Origin of the sequence: Bacillus sp. NP247, from assembly GCF_018966865.1 — a bacterium.
GTDB lineage: Bacteria > Bacillota > Bacilli > Bacillales > Bacillaceae_G > Bacillus_A.
Genome location: NZ_CP076653.1, coordinates 1,738,843 through 1,760,504 on the forward strand (window position 1 = coordinate 1,738,843; position 21,662 = coordinate 1,760,504).

A 21,662-nucleotide genomic window follows, 5' to 3' on the forward strand; every position below is an offset into this window, starting at 1 on the left:
TTCTCTAAAAAAGTGTAATACAACCTCATAGTCTTCTCATAAATTTCCATATAGAATAGAAGTATGTAGCTTCATATAAAAAAGGAGTTGATCGTTATATGTCAAAAAAATTATGTAAATCCGAAACTGATAAAATGCTATTTGGTATATGTGGTGGTCTAGGAGAATATTTCGATATTAGCTCTACTCTCATTCGCATACTTTGGGTCATTGCTGTTTTATGTTTTGGAACGGGATTTTTAGTTTATTTTATTTGTTTATTACTTATGCCACGTTCGTACTAATGGCATCACTTCATATACTTAAGAAGAGCATATAAAAAATCACCTATAGAATTCTATAGGTGATTTTTTCATGAAGAATATTTCATCGTTAAATGTAATACAGCCACTTCATCTTCTTCATTCTTATAGCTATGTTTCTTATTCGCTTCAAATTGAATAGAGTCAAACTCGTTTAATTCGTATACATCATTCTCCACTTGAATGGATACTTTCCCTTTCATTACCGTTACAAGCTCAATAGCACCTTCATGATGAGCTTCCGGTTCATATATACTATGCGCTCTTAAGCAAGCACGGTGCATTTCCAGCCCCGTTTCTTTCGTGTAACGGAACATTGTTTCTAAATGCCATGCTTGTCCTACATCTACCGCAAACCCTTCCCCGCAGCGCGCAACCGCTACTGGCTCTCCAACAACCATCAATCTCGATAAAGGAATTGATAACCCTTTCGTAATTTTCCAAATAACAGCTAAGGTTGGATTCGTTTCACCTCTTTCAATTTTCCCTAGCGTTAATTTACTAACACCTGTCTTTTGGGCTAAATCTTCTAAACTTAATTTTTGCTCATTTCGAATTTGTCTTAATAACTGACCTACTTGCTGGATAACTTCTTTTGTTTGCATGTCCTCATTTTCTTTCATCTATAAAACCACCTTAAAATATAAAATAGTTTACTTTTATCCACTTTAAGTATATTATACTATACATAAATACTCAATTACGAAAGGAGTGCCATACTTCATGCGCGCAATACTACTAGGTCTTTTATCATCGGCCTTTTTTTCTGCAACCTTTATTATTAACAGAGCAATGAATGTATCTGGAACAAGCTGGGCTTGGACTGCTTCCTTCCGTTTTCTATTTGCTCTCCCTATTTTATTCCTTATCGTTTTATTTCGCAAAAACTTAGGAGCTTTATGGGAAGAATTAAAAAAACATCCATTGGTATGGATCGGGTGGGGATCGGTCGCTGGCATCGGCTTCTATTCTTTATTAAGTTTCGCAGCTGTTTTTTCTCCAGCTTGGCTCGTTGCTGGAACTTGGCAAGTTACGATATTAGCAGGTTTACTTTTATCGCCATTATTCTTCATTAAAATAGAAACAAAATCAGGTACAAAACTTGTACGCGGAAAAATTCCACTGCGCAGTTTATACGTCGCTTTATTTATTTTACTTGGTGTACTTTGTATGCAAGCTACTGAAGCGGGTCATATTACAATGACTCAATTCATTTCTGGTTTTTCACCTGTCGTTTTAGCAGCTTTCTTATATCCCTTCGGTAACCGAAAGATGATGGAACTTGTTGGCGGGCGTCTTGATACATTCCAACGTGTATTAGGAATGGCAATCGGAAGTCTCCCTATTACAATTCTACTTGGTATATACGGATTTTCCACTACCGGTATTCCATCATCAAGTCAAATGATGCAAGGATTTTTGTTAGCATTATGTTCCGGAGTTATTGCGACGATGACATTTTTCTTTGCTACTGACTTAGCAAAAGACAATCTTGCTTTACTTGGAGCTGTTGAAGCAACACAAGCTGGAACGATGGTCTTCACTGTGCTTGGTGAGATTATTTTCTTAAATGGTTCATTCCCTAGCGGTCTGTCACTGATTGGGATGATTATTATAATGTTAGGAATGGTCGTAAATAGTGTTTTAAACCGTTCTGTTCCAGTCATTAAACAAAAAAAATCAGCATAAAAATGGATATGGTTCTTCTTTATAGAACCATATCTATTTTTATTGTCTCCCTATTTCGCCTTATCAGAATAGTATTTCATTAGCTGTTTATACTAAAACCTATGTTATAATACGTTTCATGCGCATTAATAGGAGGTAAATTATGTTAAAAAAAGCAATCTCTGAATTTATTGGTACATTTGTGCTTGTATTATTCGGAACGGGAGTAGCTGTCACTGGCGGCGGAATTGAAGGGATCGGAACGTTAGGTATCGCTATGGCTTTCGGATTATCTATTGTAGCTATGGCATATAGCATTGGAACGATTTCAGGATGTCACATTAACCCAGCAGTATCAATCGCTATGTTCATCAACAAAAGAATGAACGCTATGGAACTTAGTTATTATTTATTAGCTCAAATTTTAGGTGGTTTATTAGGAACTGCAACGTTAGTAACAATTTTACGATCTGCTAAATTACCTTTAGATAATTTAGGACAAAATAGTTTTGGAACTCTTGGTTTATCCGGAGCATTTTTAGTTGAATTCATTTTAACTTTCGTATTTGTTTTAGTTATCATTGCTGTAACAGGTAAAAAAGGAAGTTCTTCTTTAGCTGGACTAGTAATTGGTTTCACGTTAGTATTAATTCACTTATTAGGTATTCCGTTAACTGGAACATCTGTTAACCCAGCTCGTAGTATCGCACCAGCTTTATTCGCTGGCGGAGAAGCAATTTCTCAACTATGGGTATTCATCGTTGCCCCAATTCTTGGTGGTATCGTGGCAGCTATCATAGGAAAGTTTATTTTGAATACTGAAAAATAGAATTTTCAATATTTCTGAATATGAAAAGAAGCGAGCCCTCTTTATGAGGAAGCTCGCTTTTTTTATTCTTTAATTTTCGATTTTAAATTTGTAACTAACTGCTGCACCGTTACATTTGCAAGTACGTTTTCCATCGCTTCTTGCGATTGTATTAAAACAATCTCTAATACCGATTGAATATTAGCTCCTACTGGACATTCAATGTTGGGATTTTCATGGAAAGAAAATAGATGGCCCTCTTCTACAACTTCCACAGCTTTATATACATCAAGTAATGTAATTTCATCTAAATCACGAGCAAGTGTCGTACCACCTTTACCAGCTTGTACATCAACAAGTCCTGCTCTCTTCAACATTCCTGTAATGCGACGAATCACAACTGGATTTGTATTCACACTACCAGCAATCCATTCAGAGGTACAGCGAGAGTTTCGATCTATCGCAAGTAACGTTAACATATGAACACCTACTGTAAAACGACTACTAATTCCCATCTGCACACCCTCCTTTTTATTCATTCTATTAAAAGACAACTCTTATTATTATATACTATTTTTAATTTATACATAAAGAAAAAGCATGATTCCATTAGAAAATCATGCTTTTCTCCTATTAGTGACGCTTTATAAATTTCGCTAAATCTTTAAATTTCACTTTGTCGGAGTAATTCATTACACCGTTTACGTAAATGCGGCTTGTAACAGCACTTAATATACCGATTGTCGCTAAAAGACCCGCCAATGTTATCGTAATTTCTAACATACCAGCTTCACCAGCTACAAAGCGTGAGAATGTAACCATCGGGGTGAAGAACGGAACATAAGAGCTTATAACAACAATAGTACTATTTGGGTCACCTAACGATTTAAGACTTATAAAGAATGCTGCAATTATTAAAATCGACACCGGTAGCATTACACCTTGCAAATCCTCAGTCTTAGAAACAACCGCACCAGCAGCTGCATACATCATCGCATACAGGAAATACCCTGTAACAAAATAAATTAGGAACATACCGATAACTTTTGCATCTAACTTTGTAACATCAATTACGCCAAATAATGAACCATTTTCTAAATCTACCCACCCTAGTAAATAAGGAACTAAATAACCACATGCCAATATGACAAGTTGTAATAACGCCGTTGAAACAACCGCTAAAATTTTTGCATACATCATCGTAAGAGGTTTTACTTTCGGAATCATAACTTCCATAACGCGAGAAGCTTTTTCAGAAGCAATATTCATCGCAATTGTGCTTCCGAACGCAACAATAAACATATATAAAGCGAATATAAAGAAATATGCAACTCCGGCAGAGGCAGAACGATCTTTTATTGCTTCTTGTTTCACAGAAATTTCCGTTTGTAATTGTTGTGCAATTTCCGGTGAAACATTATGTTTAGCAACCGTTACCGCCATATATTGTCCCTTTAAATAACTAGCTATAATAGTAGAAGTTGTTTCACTGGCGAACCCATTAAACATATACGTGACTTCTGGAACTCCATTCTTTTCAGTTACACGAAACAAACCGTCTAACTCGCCTTCTTCTACTTGTTTATGTAGTTTATTAAAATCTTCTTTTGAACCAATTGTTAGTTTAGCTGATGGTAATAATTTATTTAACTCTTCTTTTTGTATTTTATATGTGGAACTCTCCGTCACAACTGCAATTTTATCTTTATCCTTATTTTTATCATTACTTGAAGTAAAATGATTAAATGCAAAAATACCAAACACAATTAAAAATAAAATCGCACTCGTAATTAATGATTTTTTAGATAAAAATGCTTCCCTAAAATAAAATGAAAATACATGAGAAAATTTACGCATATTTATTTCGCCCTCTCTACAAAGATTTCGTTCAACGTCGGCTCTAACATTTTAAATTGTCGTAAGCTAATACCTTGCTCTTGCAACTGTTGCAAAATCTTTAGAGCTTCTGCATCGCCTTGTACTTTTACATAAAGAAGGCCTTGTTGTTTTTCATACGGAACGTGTATAGCTTCTAATCCCTTTTCATTCTCTACTGTATCTTCAATAGTTAAATTACGGAAACCGTATTCTTTCTTAATATCACTTAACTGTCCTTCTACGACCGCTTCGCCTTTTTTCAAAATACATACATGCTGGCAAAAAGCCTCTACTTGCTCCATACGATGACTTGATAAAATAATTGTCTTTCCACTCTGTACTTGTTCTCCAATAATATTAGCTAACATTCCCGCATTAACTGGATCAAGTCCGCTAAATGGTTCATCTAAAATAAGAAGTTCTGGATCATGAAGAAGAGCAGCAATCAATTGAATTTTTTGTTGATTCCCTTTCGAAAGCTCCCCTGCCGTTTTAAATTTATATTCTGGGATTGCTAATCGCTCTAACCAGTGATCAATTGCAAGATCGACTTCTTTCTTCGTCATTCCTTCTAATCTGCCAAAATATCGCAACTGATCTATTACTCTACTTTTTGTATATAATCCTCTTTCTTCTGGTAAATATCCAATTGTTACCCCGCTATCACCAAATGATTTTCCATCCCACGTAATAGAACCTTCATTTGGCGTTAATAAACCTAGTAACATTTTAATTGTCGTTGTTTTCCCTGCACCATTTCGACCAAGTAACCCTAATACTTCACCTTTCGGTAACGAGATTTGCAAACCATTAACTGCTTTAGATTCTCCGAATATTTTTGTTAATTTTTGAATTTGTAAACTCAATGTATAAAGCCTCCCCTTTAGTATCATTCGTACCTTCTGTTAAAGCCTATGATTGTTCAGAATGAAATATAGTATTATATTTCATTCTCTTATATGTATCACTACACCTAACCCATCATTTGTTTCATTTAGTTAAAATTGTAAATAAAAATCCTGTTTTTGTCAATTATAATTGTCATTACGACAATAAAACTTGTCAAAATAATTATTATTATTTAACCCATCTTTCTAATATAGGACAAACTACTATATATACAAAAGACAATATGCAAATGTTCATAAAAAAAAATATAAAAAGCCTTATATTTTAATATATAATATTAAATGATTTACTAACATCAAGGAGGGTACATATGAAGATGAAGAGGGGTATTACCACTTTATTATCTGTAGCCGTTCTTTCTACATCGCTTGTAGCATGTTCAGGAACAGCTGAGAAAACAGTGGCAAAAGAAGAAAAAGTAAAATTAACAGACCAGCAATTGATGGCTGATTTATGGTATCAAACAGCTGGTGAAACGAAAGCACTATACTACCAAGGATATAATATTGGTCAATTGAAGCTTGATGCAGCTCTTGCAAAAGGCACAAACAAAAAACCTGCTATCGTACTTGATTTAGATGAAACTGTTTTAGATAACAGTCCTCATCAAGCAATGAGCGTAAAAACAGGAAAAGGCTATCCTTATAAATGGGACGATTGGATTAATAAGGCTGAAGCTGAAGCTCTTCCAGGAGCGATTGATTTCTTAAAATATACAGAGTCTAAAGGTGTAGATATTTACTACATCTCAAATCGTAAAACGAATCAACTAGATGCAACAATTAAAAATCTCGAGCGCGTAGGTGCTCCTCAAGCAACGAAAGAACACATATTACTACAAGACCCGAAAGAAAAAGGAAAAGAAAAACGCCGTGAACTTGTTTCTCAAACACATGATATTGTCCTATTCTTCGGTGATAACTTATCTGATTTCACTGGTTTTGATGGAAAATCTGTAAAAGATCGCAATGAAACAGTAGCAGAATCAAAAGCACAATTTGGTGAGAAATTCATCATTTTCCCTAATCCGATGTATGGCGATTGGGAAGGCGCTTTATATGACTATGATTTCAAAAAATCAGATGCAGAAAAAGATAAAATTCGTCGTGACAATTTAAAATCATTTGATGCAAAATAACAAAGAGGATGGCTTTCGCCATCCTCTTTTATTGCATATTTCTTGTTAAAGGTAAAATAAATACTTCTACACGTCTATTTTTTGCTTTTCCTTCTGGTGTATCATTTGGTGCAATTGAACGGTATTCTCCGTAACCAATTGCACTAAATTTTTCTGGTTGCAAATCTTTATTTTGAAGTAATACCTGCATAAAATTAACGGCACGCTGTGTACTTAACTCCCAGTTTGATGCAAACTGAGCATTTGCGATAGGAACAGTATCTGTATGACCAGACACTGTAATTTCACGAGGTGATGCGGAAACAAGTAGGTTAGACATCTCTTTTGCAATCCCTAACGATTCCAACTTCACATCTGCTTTCCCTGAATCAAATAGTACATTTTCTAATATTGTTACCATTAAACCTTTTTCAGTTAAATCGGTTTTAAAAGAAGAAGATAATTGCTTTTCCTCAATATAATTATCGATACCTTTTTGTACCGCTTTTAATTCATTCATTTCTTGCTGCTTTACTTCAGCTTCAGCATTTTTTTTCATATTCTCAGATTCCAAACCATTTGCGGATAACTCTTTTTCTTCCTTTGGCTTTTGATCACTTAAAAACTCTTTATTTCCTGTTCCACCTGCTAGTTCACTTCTAAAAGCCACTGCCATCTGTTTAAACTTCGCAGCATCTATACTACTCATTGCGAATAATACGATGAATAGTGCAAATAACAACGTTAACATATCCGAATATGGAATTAACCAAGTTTCATCGATATGCTCATCATGTTTTTTCTTTTTGCCTCTTCTATTTTTCTTACTCCGCATTTTTTTCTGCTCCTTTTTCTAGCTTTTTACGCTCAGTTGCAGAAAGCGCACCTAAAATGCGATTTTTCATAATAAATGGATATGTACCTTCTTGTAACATTAATAAACAATCAATAATTAAACGTTTCTTCTCTAATTCAGCAGCAGACTTTTGCTTCAATTTGTTTGCAAATGGATGCCATAATACGTAACCTGAAAAAATACCGAAAATCGTTGCAATAAACGCACCTGAAATAGCATGTCCTAACTTGTCAATATCAGTTAAATTACCAAGAGCAGCTACAAGACCAATAACAGCACCTAAAACCCCTAATGTAGGTGCATATGTACCTGCTTGTGAGAAAATAGCAGCTCCTTTTGCATGCCTCTCTTCAATTGCTTCTAATTCGGCTTCTAAAATTTGTTCTAAATCTTCCGCAGATACGCCATCAATAACAAATTTCATACCACGCAAAAGAAATTCATCTTGAATTTTATCTAATTGTTGCTCTAAAGATAAAATACCGTATTTTCTACTCTCAGATGTCCAATGAACAAATAACTCTAGCAATTGTTCATAGCTTAAATCTTTTTTATTTGAACCAAAAAGAACTTTAAATAATTTTGGAACCCTTTTTAGTTGATTCATCGGAAATGCAATACACACTGCAGCAAATGTACCGATAAAAATAATTAATGCTGCGGCAGGATTTAGTAGGGCTGTTACGTCAGCGCCCTTGACGACCATCCCTACTACTACCGCTACAAATCCTAAAATGAGTCCAATAATTGTTGCAAAATCCATTCCCATTCACTCCTAGTCTATACAAGAGGTCCTTTATTCTCGATAATCGCTACATCTTCTTATATACATATATTACATAAAAAATGAACTTCATGAAAGATAAGAAATGAATTATATGAAAAAATACTACATTTTCACACATTTTCTGACATTTTCTGACATTTTCTTTGCGTTTCTATTACGTTATGACTCTTATATTTCTTTTTCAATAGACTAGACTTATAATAAAAACGATACATATTTTATTAAGAAAGGACAGTGATTACAAGGTATCATGAAAAAGATAATAATTATTTCTGCCATTACTATTGTAATCGGTATCACATCTTTCGCTTACTTTGGTTCTAAATCCCCACTGCAAAATGAGGCGAAAGCTGTCGAAAGTCAAAAACATAGTAACCATCCAAAAGAAGAGATTCCTGCTTTTCCAAAAGCTGATCATAATGCAAAGAAACTAGATGATAATTTTTCCGTTGTAACAAATCCAGATTCTGCTCTTGTATTAGTCAATAAACATCGTAAATTACCAGATGGGTACATTCCAGAAGATTTAACGAAACCGAACGTACCATTTACTAGTCCAAAAGATAAAGAGAAAACATTACTTCGTAAAGATGCTGCAGACGCTCTTGAAAAAATGTTCCAAGCAGCGAAAGAAGAAGGTTTAGAACTTACAGCAGTTTCAGGTTACCGTTCTTACAAACGCCAACAGTCATTACATAATACATATATTAAGCGCCAAGGAAAAGCTGAGGCTGATTCGGTAAGTGCAATTCCTGGAACAAGTGAGCATCAAACTGGTCTAGCAATGGATATTAGCTCAAAATCTGCTAAATTCCAATTAGAACCAATCTTTGGAGAGACAGCAGAAGGAAAATGGGTTGCAGAACATGCCCATGAGTTCGGATTTGTCATTCGTTATTTAGAGGACAAAACAGAGACAACAGAGTATTCATACGAACCGTGGCACTTACGCTACGTTGGCAATCCATATGCCGCATACATATATAAGCACCACCTAACATTAGAAGAGGCAACGAAGGACAAAAAATAAGAGAGCGATTCGCTCTCTTATTTTTCTTTTATTCTATTATTGTAGTAATTCCTTCCATTCCTCAGGCCACGGTTCGCCTCTTCCGGTTTTTTTCGATGCTTGGACCATCATACCGCGTCCAACTAAACAAACTTCTCCTTCTGCATTTTTCACCATATAATGCAGATCTAAAGAAGAATTCCCAACTGCTCCCGCTTTTACATATACTTTCAACTGTTCATTAAAATAAATTTGCTTAATGAAATTACATTGTAAATCTGCAACAACGATCATCGTTTCTGATGATTCATGTGTCCATTCTTGCATAAATCCAAGTTCTTTAAACAATGCGATACGAGCTTCTTCAAAATATGTAAAAGCCACGACATTATTTACATGTCCAAACATATCTACTTCACCAAAACGAACTTTGACAGGATTATAAAATGAAAAACCACTTTCCCATTGCTCAAAGTCTTCAATATAAGGAATTCTCTTCATCGTTCCCTCTCCTTTTCGCCTTTAAAACAAACAGAATAAACAGAAAAATAAACTTATAAATATTGCCTCTTCAACATGAAGAGGCAATATTTATTAATAGTTATTGTCGCTACCAAAGAAATCTTTGAACGATTGAATTGTTGTATCACGGTTTAATGCTGCAATTGAAGTTGTTAATGGAATACCTTTCGGACATGATTGCACACAGTTTTGAGAGTTACCACAGTTTGCAAGTCCTCCATCACCCATAATTGCACGTAAGCGATCTGCTTTATGCATTTCACCAGTTGGATGCGAGTTAAATAAACGCGCTTGTGAAAGCGGTGCTGGTCCAATAAAGTCAGACTTACTGTTTACGTTCGGACATGACTCTAAGCAAACACCACATGTCATACATTTCGAAAGTTCATATGCCCATTGACGCTTTTTCTCTGGCATTCTTGGACCTGGTCCTAGGTCATACGTACCGTCGATTGGAATCCAAGCTTTAACACGTTTTAACGCGTTAAACATACGGCTACGGTCAACTTGTAAATCACGTACAATCGGGAATGTCTTCATCGGCTTTAAGCGAATTGGCTGCTCTAACTGGTCAATAAGGGCTGTACATGATTGACGTGGTTTTCCGTTAATCACCATCGAACATGCTCCACATACTTCCTCTAAGCAGTTCATATCCCATGCAATCGGAGTTGTTTGGTTCCCTTTTGAGTCGACAGGATTACGGCGAATTTCCATAAGCGCCGAAATAATATTCATATTAGGACGATATGGAATTTCAAACTCTTGGTCAAACTCTTGTGCATCTGGTCCATCTTGTCTCGTAATGATGAGGCGGATTGTTTTCTCAGACATGTTGTTTATCCCCCTTCTCTTCATCCTTAGCAGCTACATCATGTTTTGAGGAATAGTCACGTTTACGTGGTTTAATTAATGAAACATCCACTTCTTCGTAATGGAATGCTGGTGCAGTTCCTTCTCCCTCAAATTTCGCCATCGTAGTTTTTAAGAAGTTTGCATCATCACGATTTGGGAATTCTGGTTTGTAATGCGCCCCGCGGCTTTCATTACGGTTATATGCTCCAATTGTAATAACACGCGCTAACTCAAACATATTTGCAAGTTGGCGTGTAAATGAAGCACCTTGGTTACTCCATCTTGCTGTATCGTTAATGTTAATGCGTTTGTAACGCGCCATTAACTCTTCAATTTTCGCATCTGTTTCTAATAATTTTTTATTTTCACGAACTACTGTAACGTTATCTGTCATCCATTCTCCAAGCTCTTTATGAAGAACATATGCATTTTCGTTACCATCAAGCGCTAAAATATTGTTAAATTTCTCTGTTTCGATTAATTCATTTTGCTCATATACAGTAGATGCAACAGCATCAGATGATTTAGAAAGACCTTTCATATACTCAATTGCGTTCGGCCCTGCTACCATACCACCGTAAATTGCTGATAATAATGAGTTCGCACCAAGGCGGTTACCACCGTGCATAGAATAATCACACTCACCTGCTGCAAATAAACCTGGAATACTTGTCATTTGCTTATAATCAACCCATAATCCGCCCATTGAATAGTGAACCGCTGGGAAGATTTTCATTGGTAGTTTACGAGGATCATCACCTGTAAATTTCTCATAGATTTCAATAATTCCACCAAGTTTAATATCTAGTTCTTTCGGATCTTTATGAGAAAGATCTAAGTACACCATGTTTTCACCGTTAATACCTAGTTTTTGCTCTACGCAAACATCAAAGATTTCACGCGTTGCAATATCACGAGGTACAAGGTTTCCGTAAGCTGGATATTTTTCTTCTAAGAAGTACCATGGCTTACCATCTTTATACGTCCAAACACGTCCACCTTCACCACGTGCAGATTCACTCATAAGACGTAACTTATCGTCTCCAGGAATTGCTGTTGGATGGATTTGAATGAACTCACCGTTCGCATAATATGCACCTTGTTGATATACAGCAGACGCTGCTGTACCTGTATTAATAATAGAGTTTGTTGATTTTCCAAAGATGATACCAGGGCCCCCTGTTGCCATAATCACGGCATCAGCTTGGAAACTTTTTATCTCCATAGTTTGTAAGTCTTGCGCGACGATTCCTCGGCACACACCTTCATCATCTACAACAGCTCGTAAGAAATCCCAACCTTCATATTTCGTTACAAGTCCTGCTACTTCATGACGACGTACTTGCTCATCTAATGCATATAGTAATTGTTGACCAGTTGTTGCGCCAGCAAATGCTGTACGGTGATGTTGTGTTCCACCGAAACGACGGAAATCCAGAAGTCCTTCTTCCGTACGGTTGAACATAACACCCATGCGGTCCATTAAATGAATAATACCAGGTGCTGCATCACACATCGCTTTAACTGGTGGTTGGTTCGCTAAGAAGTCCCCACCATAAATTGTATCGTCAAAGTGGATCCATGGAGAATCCCCTTCACCTTTTGTATTTACGGCACCGTTAATTCCACCTTGGGCACATACAGAATGTGAACGTTTTACTGGTACTAAAGAAAATAGTTCAACATTTACTCCTGCTTCTGCCGCTTTAATCGTTGCCATTAAGCCGGCCAAGCCACCGCCGACTACTATAAGTTTCCCTTTCATGCTCTCCCACTCCTTACTGGTTTGCTAGCTGTGGATCGATGAACGCTAATAATGCACTCACACCTACATAAGTTAGACCTAAGAAAATAGCTAATGTTACATAAGTAGAGATTCTTTGTGAACGTGGAGATACTGTAATTCCCCAGCTTATGCAGAATGTCCATAGTCCATTTGCAAAGTGGAAAATTGTTGAAACAACACCAACTAAATAGAAACCGAACATAAATGGGTTGTTTAAAATATCTGCCATCATATCATAGTTTACCTCTTTACCTAACAATGCTTGAATACGAGTTTCCCAGACGTGCCAAGAAATAAAGATCAGCGTAACGATACCTGAAATTCGTTGGAAGACGAACATCCAGTTACGGAAATAACCGTAAGACACCGCATTGTTCTTAGCTGTAAATGCAATATATAAGCCATATATAGCATGGTACAGTATAGGTAAAAAGATGATGAAAATTTCTAGCGCATACCGGAATGGAAGGAGCTCCATAAAGCCTGCAGCTTTGTTAAAAGCCTCTGCTCCTCTTGTTGCAAAGTTGTTTACAATTAAATGTTGCGTCAAAAAGACACCAACCGGGATGACCCCCATTAATGAGTGCCACTTACGAAACGTATACTCGCGGCCTTTCATGTCCCCATTACCCCCTTGAATGTTTGACTGCTGTTTTCAGATTAATTTACAACAATAATGTTTTTTCACTATTGGCATAAGAAAAACTGAAAAAATTATTCAAAATATTTCAGCATAATTTGATTCCAAGTTCATTTTACCCCTATTTTTGTCGAAGCGTCAAGAAAACGTATACATAATTTGCATATAATTTGCCAATTCTTTTTTTCTTCTTATATATTCAGATTTCCCCAAAGAAAAATCTGTTTTTATAAATGAAAAATGTTATATAATAATCCCTATAGAAAGAGGGGAATATTGTGAGCAAAAATACAATCGATATAACATCTTTAGAAGATGTTTCATTGAACGCCTTCGCTTATGAATTGCTACGTGAAGAATTACTACCTGATTTAATTGGTAACGATTTAGATGGTATTTTATACTGGGCCGGTAGAAACCTTGCGAGAAAATATCCGCTAGAAACAATTGAAGAAGTCATTCAGTTTTTTGAAAAAGCTGGTTGGGGTACTTTAAGCATCATTGAACATAAACGTCGTGAAATGCAGTTTCAACTTAAAGGTACACTTATTACTGAGCGTCAAAAACAAAAAAGACATTCATCTTATCAATTAGAAGCTGGATTTATCGCCGAGCAAATTCAAAGACAAAGAAACGTCGTTGCAGAGTCCTATGAGGAACAGAAAAAACGTTCAGACTCTATTACATTTCTTGTTAAATGGGATATAAAAGATCTCATTGAAGTGTAGCATCTACTTACAGTCAACTAGACATATAAGTTTAGTTGACTTTTTTGTATATTCATTTAGATGCGTTTATTTTAAATCTTCAGAAATTATACCAAAAAACAGAAGACGTTGTAAACTACAACGTCTTCTTATCTGTTAAATAAGTATAAATTGTCTCCGCTACATTTTTCGGCATACCCGCTTCGACAAATTCCGATATGGAAGCTTCTTTCATCTTTTTTAATGAACCAAAATGTTTTAGCAATACTTTTTTTCGTTTATCACCGATTCCTGGAATTTCATCCAACGCGGATTGAATAACAGATTTCCCGTGTAATTGACGATGGAATGTAATTGCAAATCGATGTACTTCATCTTGAATGCGCTGCAATAAATAAAATTCTTGGCTATTCCTCGCAAGCATAACAGGCTCAGGCGGATCCCCAATAATTAAATGTGATGTTTTATGTTTTTCATCTTTTACAAGCCCTGCCATTGGAATATATAATCCAAGCTCGTTTTCAAGAACATCACTTGTAGCTGTGAGATGTCCTTTTCCCCCATCGATAATTATTAAATCTGGCAAAGGTAAATTTTCCTTCAATGCTCTCGTATAACGGCGTCTCACAACTTCCCTCATAGACTCGTAATCATCTGGCCCTTGGACCGTTTTAATTTTATATTTCCGATATTCTTTCTTCGCTGGTTTCCCATCGATAAAAGCAATCATTGCTGAAACAGGATTTGTCCCTTGAATATTTGAATTATCAAACGCTTCAATACGATAAGGTGTTTCAATGCCGAGTTGCTTTCCTAAATGATCTACAGCTTTAATCGTTCGCTCTTCATCACGTTCAATTAAGTGAAATTTCTCTTCTAGTGCAATTTTCGCATTTTTATTTGCTAATTCCACAAGATCTTTTTTCTTCCCACGCTTCGGCTGTGTCGCTTCAACTTCTAAAAAGCGCTCTACTAATTCTGAATCGATACTTCCTGGAACAACAATTTCCTTCGGCTTGAAATGACTACTGTTTTCATAAAATTGACCGATAAAAGTTAAAAAACCCTCTTCAGGTTCATCATATATCGGGAACATGGAAACATCACGTTCAATTAGCTTTCCTTTTCGAACGAAGAAAACTTGAACACACATCCAGCCTTTATCAACTGCATATCCAAACACATCCCGATCCACTAAATCACTCATAATCATCTTTTGCTTTTCCATAATTGCATCAATATGAGCAATTTGATCTCGCAACTCTTTTGCCCGTTCAAATTCTAGTTTCTCTGAAGCCTCGTACATCTTCGTTTCTAATTCTGAACGAATTTCTTTATGCCCACCGTTTAAGAATTTAATAATTTCATCCACAATTTCTTTGTTTTGCTCATCCGTTACTTCTTTCACACAAGGCGCTAAACATTGACCCATATGATAATACAAGCAAACTTTATCTGGCATATTTGAACATTTACGAAGTGGATACATACGATCTAATAATTTCTTTGTTTCATGTGCCGATTGCGCATTTGGATAAGGCCCAAAGTACTTTCCTTTATCCTTTTTTACATTTCGCGTAATGAGTAAGCGCGGCTGTTTTTCAGCTGTAATTTTAATGAAAGGATATGTTTTATCATCTTTTAATTGAATATTATATTTTGGATCATATTTTTTTATTAAATTTAACTCTAAAATAAGAGCCTCCAAATTTGAGGAAGTCACAATATATTCAAAATCAACAATTTCTCCAACAAGCCGAAGTGTTTTCCCATCATGTGAACCAGTAAAGTACGAGCGCACACGATTTTTGAGTACCTTTGCTTTTCCGACATATATAACCGTTCCCTGCTTATCCTTCATTAAATAACAACCAGGTTGATCGGGCAAAATTGCTAACTTCTCTTTTAAATGCTCGTGCACTCGTCTCCCTCCATTTCTACATGCTTATCATTTTTATTTTCACATAAAAACATACTATGCCAAAACACCCAACATACGTTCTTTTATTGTAACGGAAAGGTTGTAAAAAAGAAAATAAAAAAAGCTACCAAATGGCAGCTTCTTTATTTTAGAAGTGTTTAGAAACTAATTCTACTAACGCTTCTTTCGGTTTATATCCTAACGCTTGATCAACCACTTTACCGTCTTTTAATACGAAAAGAGCTGGAATGCTCATTACTTCGAATTGACGAGCAGTTTCTTGGTTTTCATCAACGTCCACTTTTACTACTTTTACTTTCTCGCCTAACTCTGAATCGATTTCCTCTAATACAGGAGCGATCATTTTACAAGGTCCGCACCAAGGCGCCCAGAAATCTAATAATACAACACCTTCGCTAGTTTCAGATGCGAAGCTTTGGTCATTTGCGTTTACAATTGCCATTTTATTTCCTCCTTCAAGTATATTCTACCAAGAGTATATCATTAACTTATATACGTGGCGAATAATATGTATCGTTATGTATTGTAACAAAAAAATGTTCCTTTATACTATATAAAAATATGGATTAAACACTAAAAAGATGAGAGACAGGGATCTCTCACCTTTTTCTATATATAGGGGTACTTCACTTGGAACTCAAGGGTACTCAAATCATGAATGTACTTTTAACTTTTTAAACTCTTCTGTTAAAAGAGGTAATACTTCAAATAGATCACCGACAATACCGTAGTCAGCTACCTTGAAGATACTTGCTTCTGGATCTTTGTTAATCGCAACGATTATTTTTGAGTTAGACATACCAGCTAAATGCTGAATCGCACCAGAAATTCCGCATGCAATGTATAAGTCTGGTGTAACAACTTTACCTGTTTGACCAATTTGTAATGAGTAATCACAATACTCAGCGTCACAAGCACCACGAGATGCTCCAACAGCGCCGCCTAGTACGTCAGCTAACTCTTTCAATGGTTTAAATCCTTCTTCACTCTTCACACCGCGTCCGCCAGCGATAATAACTTTCGCTTCAGAAAGATCAACACCTTCTGCCGTTTTACGGACAACGTCTTGAATGATTGTACGTAAGTCTTTCACATCAACTGTAATAGAAGACGCTTCACCTGTGCGAGATTCATCTTTTTCAAGAGTTGCGATATTATTTGGACGTACTGTCGCAAATAATATACCATCTGTTACAATCTTCTTCTCAAATGCTTTACCAGAGTAGATTGGACGAGTAAAGATAACATTTCCACCTTCAATTTCTAAAGCAGTTACATCAGAAACTAGACCAGCTTCAAGCTTCGCTGCTAATTTTGGTGATAAATCTTTACCAAGTGCTGTATGTCCAAATACAATACCTTCTGGTTTTTCTTCAGCATATACAGCTAAAAACGCTTGTGCATAACCATCAGACGTATATGATTTTAATTTATCATTTTCAACTGTCACAACGCGATCTGCACCGTAATGAATCAATTCATTTGCAAAAGAGGCCACGCTGTCTCCAACTAGAAGACCTACCACTTCACCGCCTTCTGCAATTGTTTTTGCTGCTGCTACCGCTTCAAACGAAACGTTACGTAGTGATCCGTCACGAACTTCACCCATTACTAATACTTTACGAGCCATAGATTTTCCCTCCTGCATATATAATTTCGTATTTTATTAGATTACTTTCGCTTCTGTATGGAGCAACGATACAAGTTCTTTTACTTGATCTTGCAGCTCGCCTTGTAACACTTTTCCTGCATCTTTCTTAGGAGGCAAATAGATTTCAATTGTTTTTGTCTTTGCTTCCACATCATCTTCTTCTAAATCTAAATCATCTAATTCTACTTCTTCTAGCGGCTTTTTCTTCGCTTTCATAATACCTGGAAGCGATGGATAACGAGGTTCATTTAAACCTTGTTGCGCTGTGACTAAAACTGGTAATGATGTTTCAATAACTTCTGTATCACCTTCAACATCACGCTCAATTTTCACATTTGTACCATCAATTTCAAGTTTTGTAATTGTCGTTACGTATGGGATATTTAACGCTTCAGCTACGCGTGGACCAACTTGTCCAGACGCTCCGTCAATCGCAACGTTCCCGCCTAAAATTAAATCTACTTCTTTATCTTTCAAATATTCAGCAAGTACTTTTGCTGTCGTGAACTGGTCACCATTTTCAACATCATCTTCAATATTAATTAACACCGCTTTATCGCAGCCCATCGCTAATGCAGTACGAAGCTCTTTCTCAATATCTTCCCCACCAACTGTTACGACAGTAACCTCTCCACCTTGTGCATCTCTTACTTGAATTGCTTCTTCAATCGCATATTCATCGTAAGGGTTGATGATGAATTCCGCTTCGCCATCGTAAATTGCACCGTTTTTAATTACGATTTTTTCTTCTGTATCAAATGTTCGTTTCATGAGTACGTAGATGTTCATTCCATTTACCCCCTTATTTTTCAGAAAGATTCTATCAATTTTAAAATTCTGTTAATTTATATTAAAAAAATAATTGAACTACCTGCCACTAAATGAAGGCTTACGTTTTTCTAAAAACGCTGCTACACCTTCTCTTCCATCTTCACTCGTAAATACTTCACCAAAAATCTGTGATTCACGTTGTACACCTTCATAATAATGAGACGATTTCGTCGTTTGCAATAACTCTAGTACAGCACGAGTTGTTGCTGGACTTTTTCCAGCAATTTGTTTTGCAACTTTAAGCGTATCATCTAAAAACGATTCTTCAGAGAACAATCCGTTAACAAGTCCCCATTTTAATGCTTCAGCACCAGTAATTGGCGTACTTGTTAACATCATTTCACAAGCTTTCGCTTTCCCAACATAACGTGGTAAGCGCTGTGTACCTGCAAAGCCAGGAATTAATCCAAGTGTCAATTCAGGCAAACCAAGTTTTGCACTTTCAGTAGCAAAGCGCATGTGGCAAGACATAGCAAACTCAAGGCCGCCGCCAAGTGCCGCTCCATGAATTGCCGCAATAACTGGTTTTGAACATTTTTCTACGCGCTCAAACGTAACTTGTCCAAGTTGCGCTAATTCTGTCGCTTGCTTCGCTTCAGTAACAGATGTAAATTCTTTAATATCTGCTCCTGCTGAGAAGAAACGTCCTTCCCCATGAAGAACAACAACACGAATGTTATCATCCTTCTCCACTTGATCGATTAACTCCGTAACGTCATGCATAACTTGTGAAGACATCGCATTCGCTGGAGCATGGTTTAACGTCGCCACCGCGATATGATCTTCAACTCTTACAGATAGGAATTTCAACATGATCCCTCCCATTATTGACGATAACCACAAGCTGCAATAAGTAACCCGTGTACCGTTTTTGAAAGTGCGACCAGATCATACTTATGATCGCTCATTACCCAATTGGTCACAACTTCATCTACTGTTCCAAAGATCATTTGTCTTGCCACGCGAACATTTAAATCCGCCTGAAATTCACCTTGCTTTATGCCTGTCTCTAAAATCTCATCCATAACTTGTAAGTAGCCTTTTAATACTTCATTTATTTTAAGGCGCAAGTCTTGATTGGACTGCCTTAGTTCTAATTGCGTAACGATAGCAAGAGGATCATTTTGTGACAACAGCAAGAAGTGCGTTTCTACCAACATGAATAACTTCGCTACAGCGCTTTCAATTCCTGCTATTTTTTGACGAATTGTTTCAACAAATTCTCCCATCTTCTCTTGGAATAAGGATATTAATATATCTTCTTTATTTTTAAAATATAAATAAATCGTGCCATCAGCTACTCCAGCTTGCTTTGCAATTTTAGAAACTTGCGCTTGATGGTATCCATTCTCCGCAATCACAATGACTGCTGCATCAATAATTTGATTGTATTTCGGTCTATTTTTCTTCACTTTACTGTCCCCTTCAAAAAGATGACTGAATGAATAGTCATTCATATTCTTATAATACTGACTATTTAGAAAAGTGTCAATCCTATTTTTTCAAAAAGAAAGGGCCTTAGCCCGTTTGCTCATCCTCATTCTTTCTCTTCTCTTCATCTATTAGGACACGGCGTAAAATTTTTCCGACTGTCGTCTTCGGCAACTCACTTCTAAACTCATATACCTTCGGAACTTTGTAAGCTGCTAAATATTTACGTGCAAACTGATCTAATTCTTCTTCAGAACATTCTACGCCTTCTTTCAAAACAACAAACGCTTTTACAGTTTCCCCACGGTACGGATCAGGAACACCGATTGTTACCACTTCTTGCACCTTTTCGTGTTCATATAACACTTCTTCTACTTCACGAGGATATACGTTAAAACCACTAGCAACAATCATATCTTTCTTACGATCTTTCACATAGAAAAATCCGTCTTCATCCATGTATCCCACATCACCTGTATGGAGCCATCCATCTTGCAATACAGCTGCAGTTTCCTCTGGCTTATTCCAATACCCTTTCATAATTTGCGGGCCCCTTACAACAATTTCACCAATTTCACCCGGAGGTAATGCCTCTCCTGTTTCAAGTGACATGATGATTGCCTCTGTATCTGGCCACGGTACCCCAATACTTCCCGGAACTCGTTTTTCCCACAAAAAATTCCCATGTGTAACTGGTGATGACTCAGTTAATCCATAACCTTCTACTAATTTACCACCTGTAACTCTCTCAAACTCCTCCTGTACTTCTACAGGAAGTGGTGCAGAGCCACTAATACAAGCCTGAATTGAAGAAATATCATATTCTTTTAAAAGAGGACTATTTAATAGAGCAATATAAATAGTTGGTGCTCCTGGAAATAGTGTAACTTTATGTTTCTTAATTGCTTCAAAAACCATTTTCATATCAAACTTCGGAATAAGCACCATTTTATATCCTTGCATAATACTTAAATTCATGACAGCTGTCATCCCGTACACATGAAAAAACGGAAGGACACCAAGGATCACTTCTTCTCCTTCTTTGCAATTGTATAACCAATGTGCACCCATCAAAGTATTGGAAACAAGGTTTTTATGCGTTAACATAACTCCTTTTGGAAAACCTGTCGTTCCACCAGTATATTGTAAAAGAGCCAGATCATTTTCAGGGTCACATGGAACTTCAACATTAGCACTACTTTCCCTTTCTACTGATTTCCAAAGGTGAATTGTTTCACTTTCCGACACATTCACAACAAGATTTGCCTGCTTTTTTTGTACAAATGGATAAAGTAAATTTTTAGGGAATGGTAAAAAATCTGCAATACGGGTTACGATAATGTGCTCAAGCTTTGTAGCAGTTTGAATATTAGTAACTCTCGGAAACACTAAATCAAGGCAAAGAATGACTTTTGCTCCCGAGTCATGAAGTTGGTACTCAAGCTCCCTTTCTGTATAAAGAGGATTCGTTTGTACGACAATTCCCCCCGCAAGCAAAGTACCATAATAACCAATTACTGATTGCGGACAATTCGGTAACATAATCGCAACTCTATCGCCTTTTTCAATACCAAGCCTTTGAAGGTAATTCGCAAATTTCTTTACCTTGTCATGGAAATCTGAAAATATAACATCTTTACCTAAAAAGTGAAGCGCTTTCTTTTTTGGATAACGAGCAGCCATTTTCTCTAAATATCTATGAAGTGGCTGAATATCATAAGAAATTGTCCCTGGAATTTCATCTGGATAACTCTGCAGCCAAGGTTTTTCCACTCTCATTCCCCCTTCCAATACTTGTAAAAATAAATGAATGTTCATTCATGATGTTGTTTTCATTATATTATAGTCATAACAACGTTACAATCATAATATTCTGACTTTTATATAACTATGCTTTACTTCGTTAACTTCTTATTATATGTATAAACTCTCTTAATTTTAAAAGAATAAGAGAGTTCACGTT

General features: G+C 36.3%; 23 protein-coding genes. 6 read left to right on the plus strand and 17 right to left on the minus strand.

Features of this window, described 5'->3' with window-relative positions; all coding sequences use genetic code 11:
* Positions 1-98 precede the first annotated feature (98 nt).
* On the plus strand, positions 99-284 hold the full coding sequence (locus tag KPL75_RS09150) for a PspC domain-containing protein (protein WP_098268772.1): 186 nt from the start codon (positions 99-101) through the stop codon (positions 282-284).
* A gap of 68 nt (positions 285-352) precedes the next feature.
* Here the strand turns inward: KPL75_RS09150 and KPL75_RS09155 are convergent, their stop codons facing one another.
* Positions 353-925: a helix-turn-helix domain-containing protein gene (locus tag KPL75_RS09155; protein WP_219920424.1), complete on the minus strand. Its 573-nt coding sequence runs from the start codon at positions 923-925 to the stop codon at positions 353-355.
* Between the two features lie 100 nt (positions 926-1,025).
* On the opposite strand from KPL75_RS09155, the gene KPL75_RS09160 reads away from it, so the two are divergent.
* Positions 1,026-1,991 (plus strand): DMT family transporter, encoded by a 966-nt coding sequence (locus KPL75_RS09160; RefSeq protein WP_219920425.1) that lies wholly within the window; start codon positions 1,026-1,028, stop codon positions 1,989-1,991.
* 142 nt (positions 1,992-2,133) lie between these two features.
* Positions 2,134-2,799 (plus strand): MIP/aquaporin family protein, encoded by a 666-nt coding sequence (locus KPL75_RS09165; protein WP_219920426.1) that lies wholly within the window; start codon positions 2,134-2,136, stop codon positions 2,797-2,799.
* Positions 2,800-2,861: 62 nt separating this feature from the next.
* Here KPL75_RS09165 and KPL75_RS09170 read toward each other — a convergent pair whose 3' ends face one another.
* From KPL75_RS09170 to KPL75_RS09180, 3 genes are all read right to left on the minus strand, one after another.
* Positions 2,862-3,293 (minus strand): Rrf2 family transcriptional regulator, encoded by a 432-nt coding sequence (locus KPL75_RS09170; RefSeq protein ID WP_002112095.1) that lies wholly within the window; start codon positions 3,291-3,293, stop codon positions 2,862-2,864.
* Positions 3,294-3,411: 118 nt separating this feature from the next.
* Positions 3,412-4,635 carry an ABC transporter permease gene (locus KPL75_RS09175; RefSeq protein ID WP_219920427.1) on the minus strand — a complete coding sequence of 408 codons (1,224 nt, stop codon included), beginning with the start codon at positions 4,633-4,635 and terminating at the stop codon, positions 3,412-3,414.
* A 2-nt stretch (positions 4,636-4,637) separates the two neighbouring features.
* Positions 4,638-5,522, minus strand: coding sequence for an ABC transporter ATP-binding protein (locus KPL75_RS09180; protein ID WP_219920428.1), 885 nt, complete (start codon positions 5,520-5,522; stop codon positions 4,638-4,640).
* A 353-nt stretch (positions 5,523-5,875) separates the two neighbouring features.
* Here KPL75_RS09180 and KPL75_RS09185 point away from each other — a divergent pair, with 353 nt between their 5' ends.
* The gene (locus KPL75_RS09185) at positions 5,876-6,703 is read left to right on the plus strand and encodes a 5'-nucleotidase, lipoprotein e(P4) family (RefSeq protein WP_002015415.1); all 828 of its coding nucleotides are present in this window, start codon (positions 5,876-5,878) and stop codon (positions 6,701-6,703) included.
* 28 nt (positions 6,704-6,731) lie between these two features.
* Here the strand turns inward: KPL75_RS09185 and motB are convergent, their stop codons facing one another.
* On the minus strand, positions 6,732-7,517 hold the full coding sequence (motB, locus tag KPL75_RS09190; protein ID WP_002138514.1) for a flagellar motor protein MotB: 786 nt from the start codon (positions 7,515-7,517) through the stop codon (positions 6,732-6,734).
* Entirely contained in the window at positions 7,507-8,301 is a 795-nt protein-coding gene (gene motA / locus KPL75_RS09195) for a flagellar motor stator protein MotA (protein ID WP_219920429.1), read from the minus strand. The genes motB and motA overlap by 11 nt, the downstream gene beginning before the upstream one ends.
* 274 nt (positions 8,302-8,575) lie before the next feature.
* On the opposite strand from motA, the gene KPL75_RS09200 reads away from it, so the two are divergent.
* Complete coding sequence (locus tag KPL75_RS09200; protein ID WP_219920430.1) at positions 8,576-9,355, plus strand: M15 family metallopeptidase; 780 nt, start codon at positions 8,576-8,578, stop codon at positions 9,353-9,355.
* Positions 9,356-9,391: 36 nt separating this feature from the next.
* On the opposite strand, the gene KPL75_RS09205 is transcribed toward KPL75_RS09200, so the two are convergent.
* The 4 genes from KPL75_RS09205 to sdhC all read right to left on the minus strand — a co-directional run bounded on the left by KPL75_RS09205 (position 9,392) and on the right by sdhC (position 13,116).
* Complete coding sequence (locus tag KPL75_RS09205) at positions 9,392-9,835, minus strand: acyl-CoA thioesterase (protein WP_219920431.1); 444 nt, start codon at positions 9,833-9,835, stop codon at positions 9,392-9,394.
* A 93-nt stretch (positions 9,836-9,928) separates the two neighbouring features.
* Positions 9,929-10,690, minus strand: a complete 762-nt coding sequence (gene sdhB, locus KPL75_RS09210; protein ID WP_002088861.1) for a succinate dehydrogenase iron-sulfur subunit — start codon at positions 10,688-10,690, stop codon at positions 9,929-9,931.
* Positions 10,683-12,476 carry a succinate dehydrogenase flavoprotein subunit gene (gene sdhA / locus KPL75_RS09215; protein WP_219920432.1) on the minus strand — a complete coding sequence of 598 codons (1,794 nt, stop codon included), beginning with the start codon at positions 12,474-12,476 and terminating at the stop codon, positions 10,683-10,685. The genes sdhB and sdhA overlap by 8 nt, the downstream gene beginning before the upstream one ends.
* A gap of 13 nt (positions 12,477-12,489) precedes the next feature.
* A complete protein-coding gene (sdhC, locus tag KPL75_RS09220) occupies positions 12,490-13,116 on the minus strand; it encodes a succinate dehydrogenase cytochrome B558 (RefSeq protein WP_219920433.1) in 627 nt (208 codons plus the stop codon).
* Between the two features lie 299 nt (positions 13,117-13,415).
* Between sdhC and KPL75_RS09225 the strand changes: the two genes are divergently transcribed.
* Positions 13,416-13,865, plus strand: coding sequence for a YslB family protein (locus KPL75_RS09225; RefSeq protein WP_002015405.1), 450 nt, complete (start codon positions 13,416-13,418; stop codon positions 13,863-13,865).
* Between the two features lie 115 nt (positions 13,866-13,980).
* Here KPL75_RS09225 and uvrC read toward each other — a convergent pair whose 3' ends face one another.
* The 7 genes from uvrC to KPL75_RS09260 all read right to left on the minus strand — a co-directional run bounded on the left by uvrC (position 13,981) and on the right by KPL75_RS09260 (position 21,472).
* The gene (uvrC, locus tag KPL75_RS09230) at positions 13,981-15,765 is read right to left on the minus strand and encodes an excinuclease ABC subunit C (RefSeq protein WP_219920434.1); all 1,785 of its coding nucleotides are present in this window, start codon (positions 15,763-15,765) and stop codon (positions 13,981-13,983) included.
* A gap of 148 nt (positions 15,766-15,913) precedes the next feature.
* Entirely contained in the window at positions 15,914-16,228 is a 315-nt protein-coding gene (trxA, locus tag KPL75_RS09235) for a thioredoxin (RefSeq protein WP_002122861.1), read from the minus strand.
* Between the two features lie 210 nt (positions 16,229-16,438).
* Entirely contained in the window at positions 16,439-17,416 is a 978-nt protein-coding gene (gene etfA / locus KPL75_RS09240; protein WP_002145490.1) for an electron transfer flavoprotein subunit alpha, read from the minus strand.
* 36 nt (positions 17,417-17,452) lie between these two features.
* Entirely contained in the window at positions 17,453-18,226 is a 774-nt protein-coding gene (gene etfB, locus KPL75_RS09245) for an electron transfer flavoprotein subunit beta (RefSeq protein WP_219920435.1), read from the minus strand.
* Between the two features lie 78 nt (positions 18,227-18,304).
* Positions 18,305-19,081 carry an enoyl-CoA hydratase gene (locus KPL75_RS09250; protein ID WP_219920436.1) on the minus strand — a complete coding sequence of 259 codons (777 nt, stop codon included), beginning with the start codon at positions 19,079-19,081 and terminating at the stop codon, positions 18,305-18,307.
* A gap of 11 nt (positions 19,082-19,092) precedes the next feature.
* The gene (locus tag KPL75_RS09255) at positions 19,093-19,725 is read right to left on the minus strand and encodes a fatty acid metabolism transcriptional regulator FadR (RefSeq protein WP_219920437.1); all 633 of its coding nucleotides are present in this window, start codon (positions 19,723-19,725) and stop codon (positions 19,093-19,095) included.
* A gap of 61 nt (positions 19,726-19,786) precedes the next feature.
* Positions 19,787-21,472 carry a long-chain-fatty-acid--CoA ligase gene (locus tag KPL75_RS09260; protein WP_219920438.1) on the minus strand — a complete coding sequence of 562 codons (1,686 nt, stop codon included), beginning with the start codon at positions 21,470-21,472 and terminating at the stop codon, positions 19,787-19,789.
* Between the last annotated feature and the right edge of the window lie 190 nt (positions 21,473-21,662).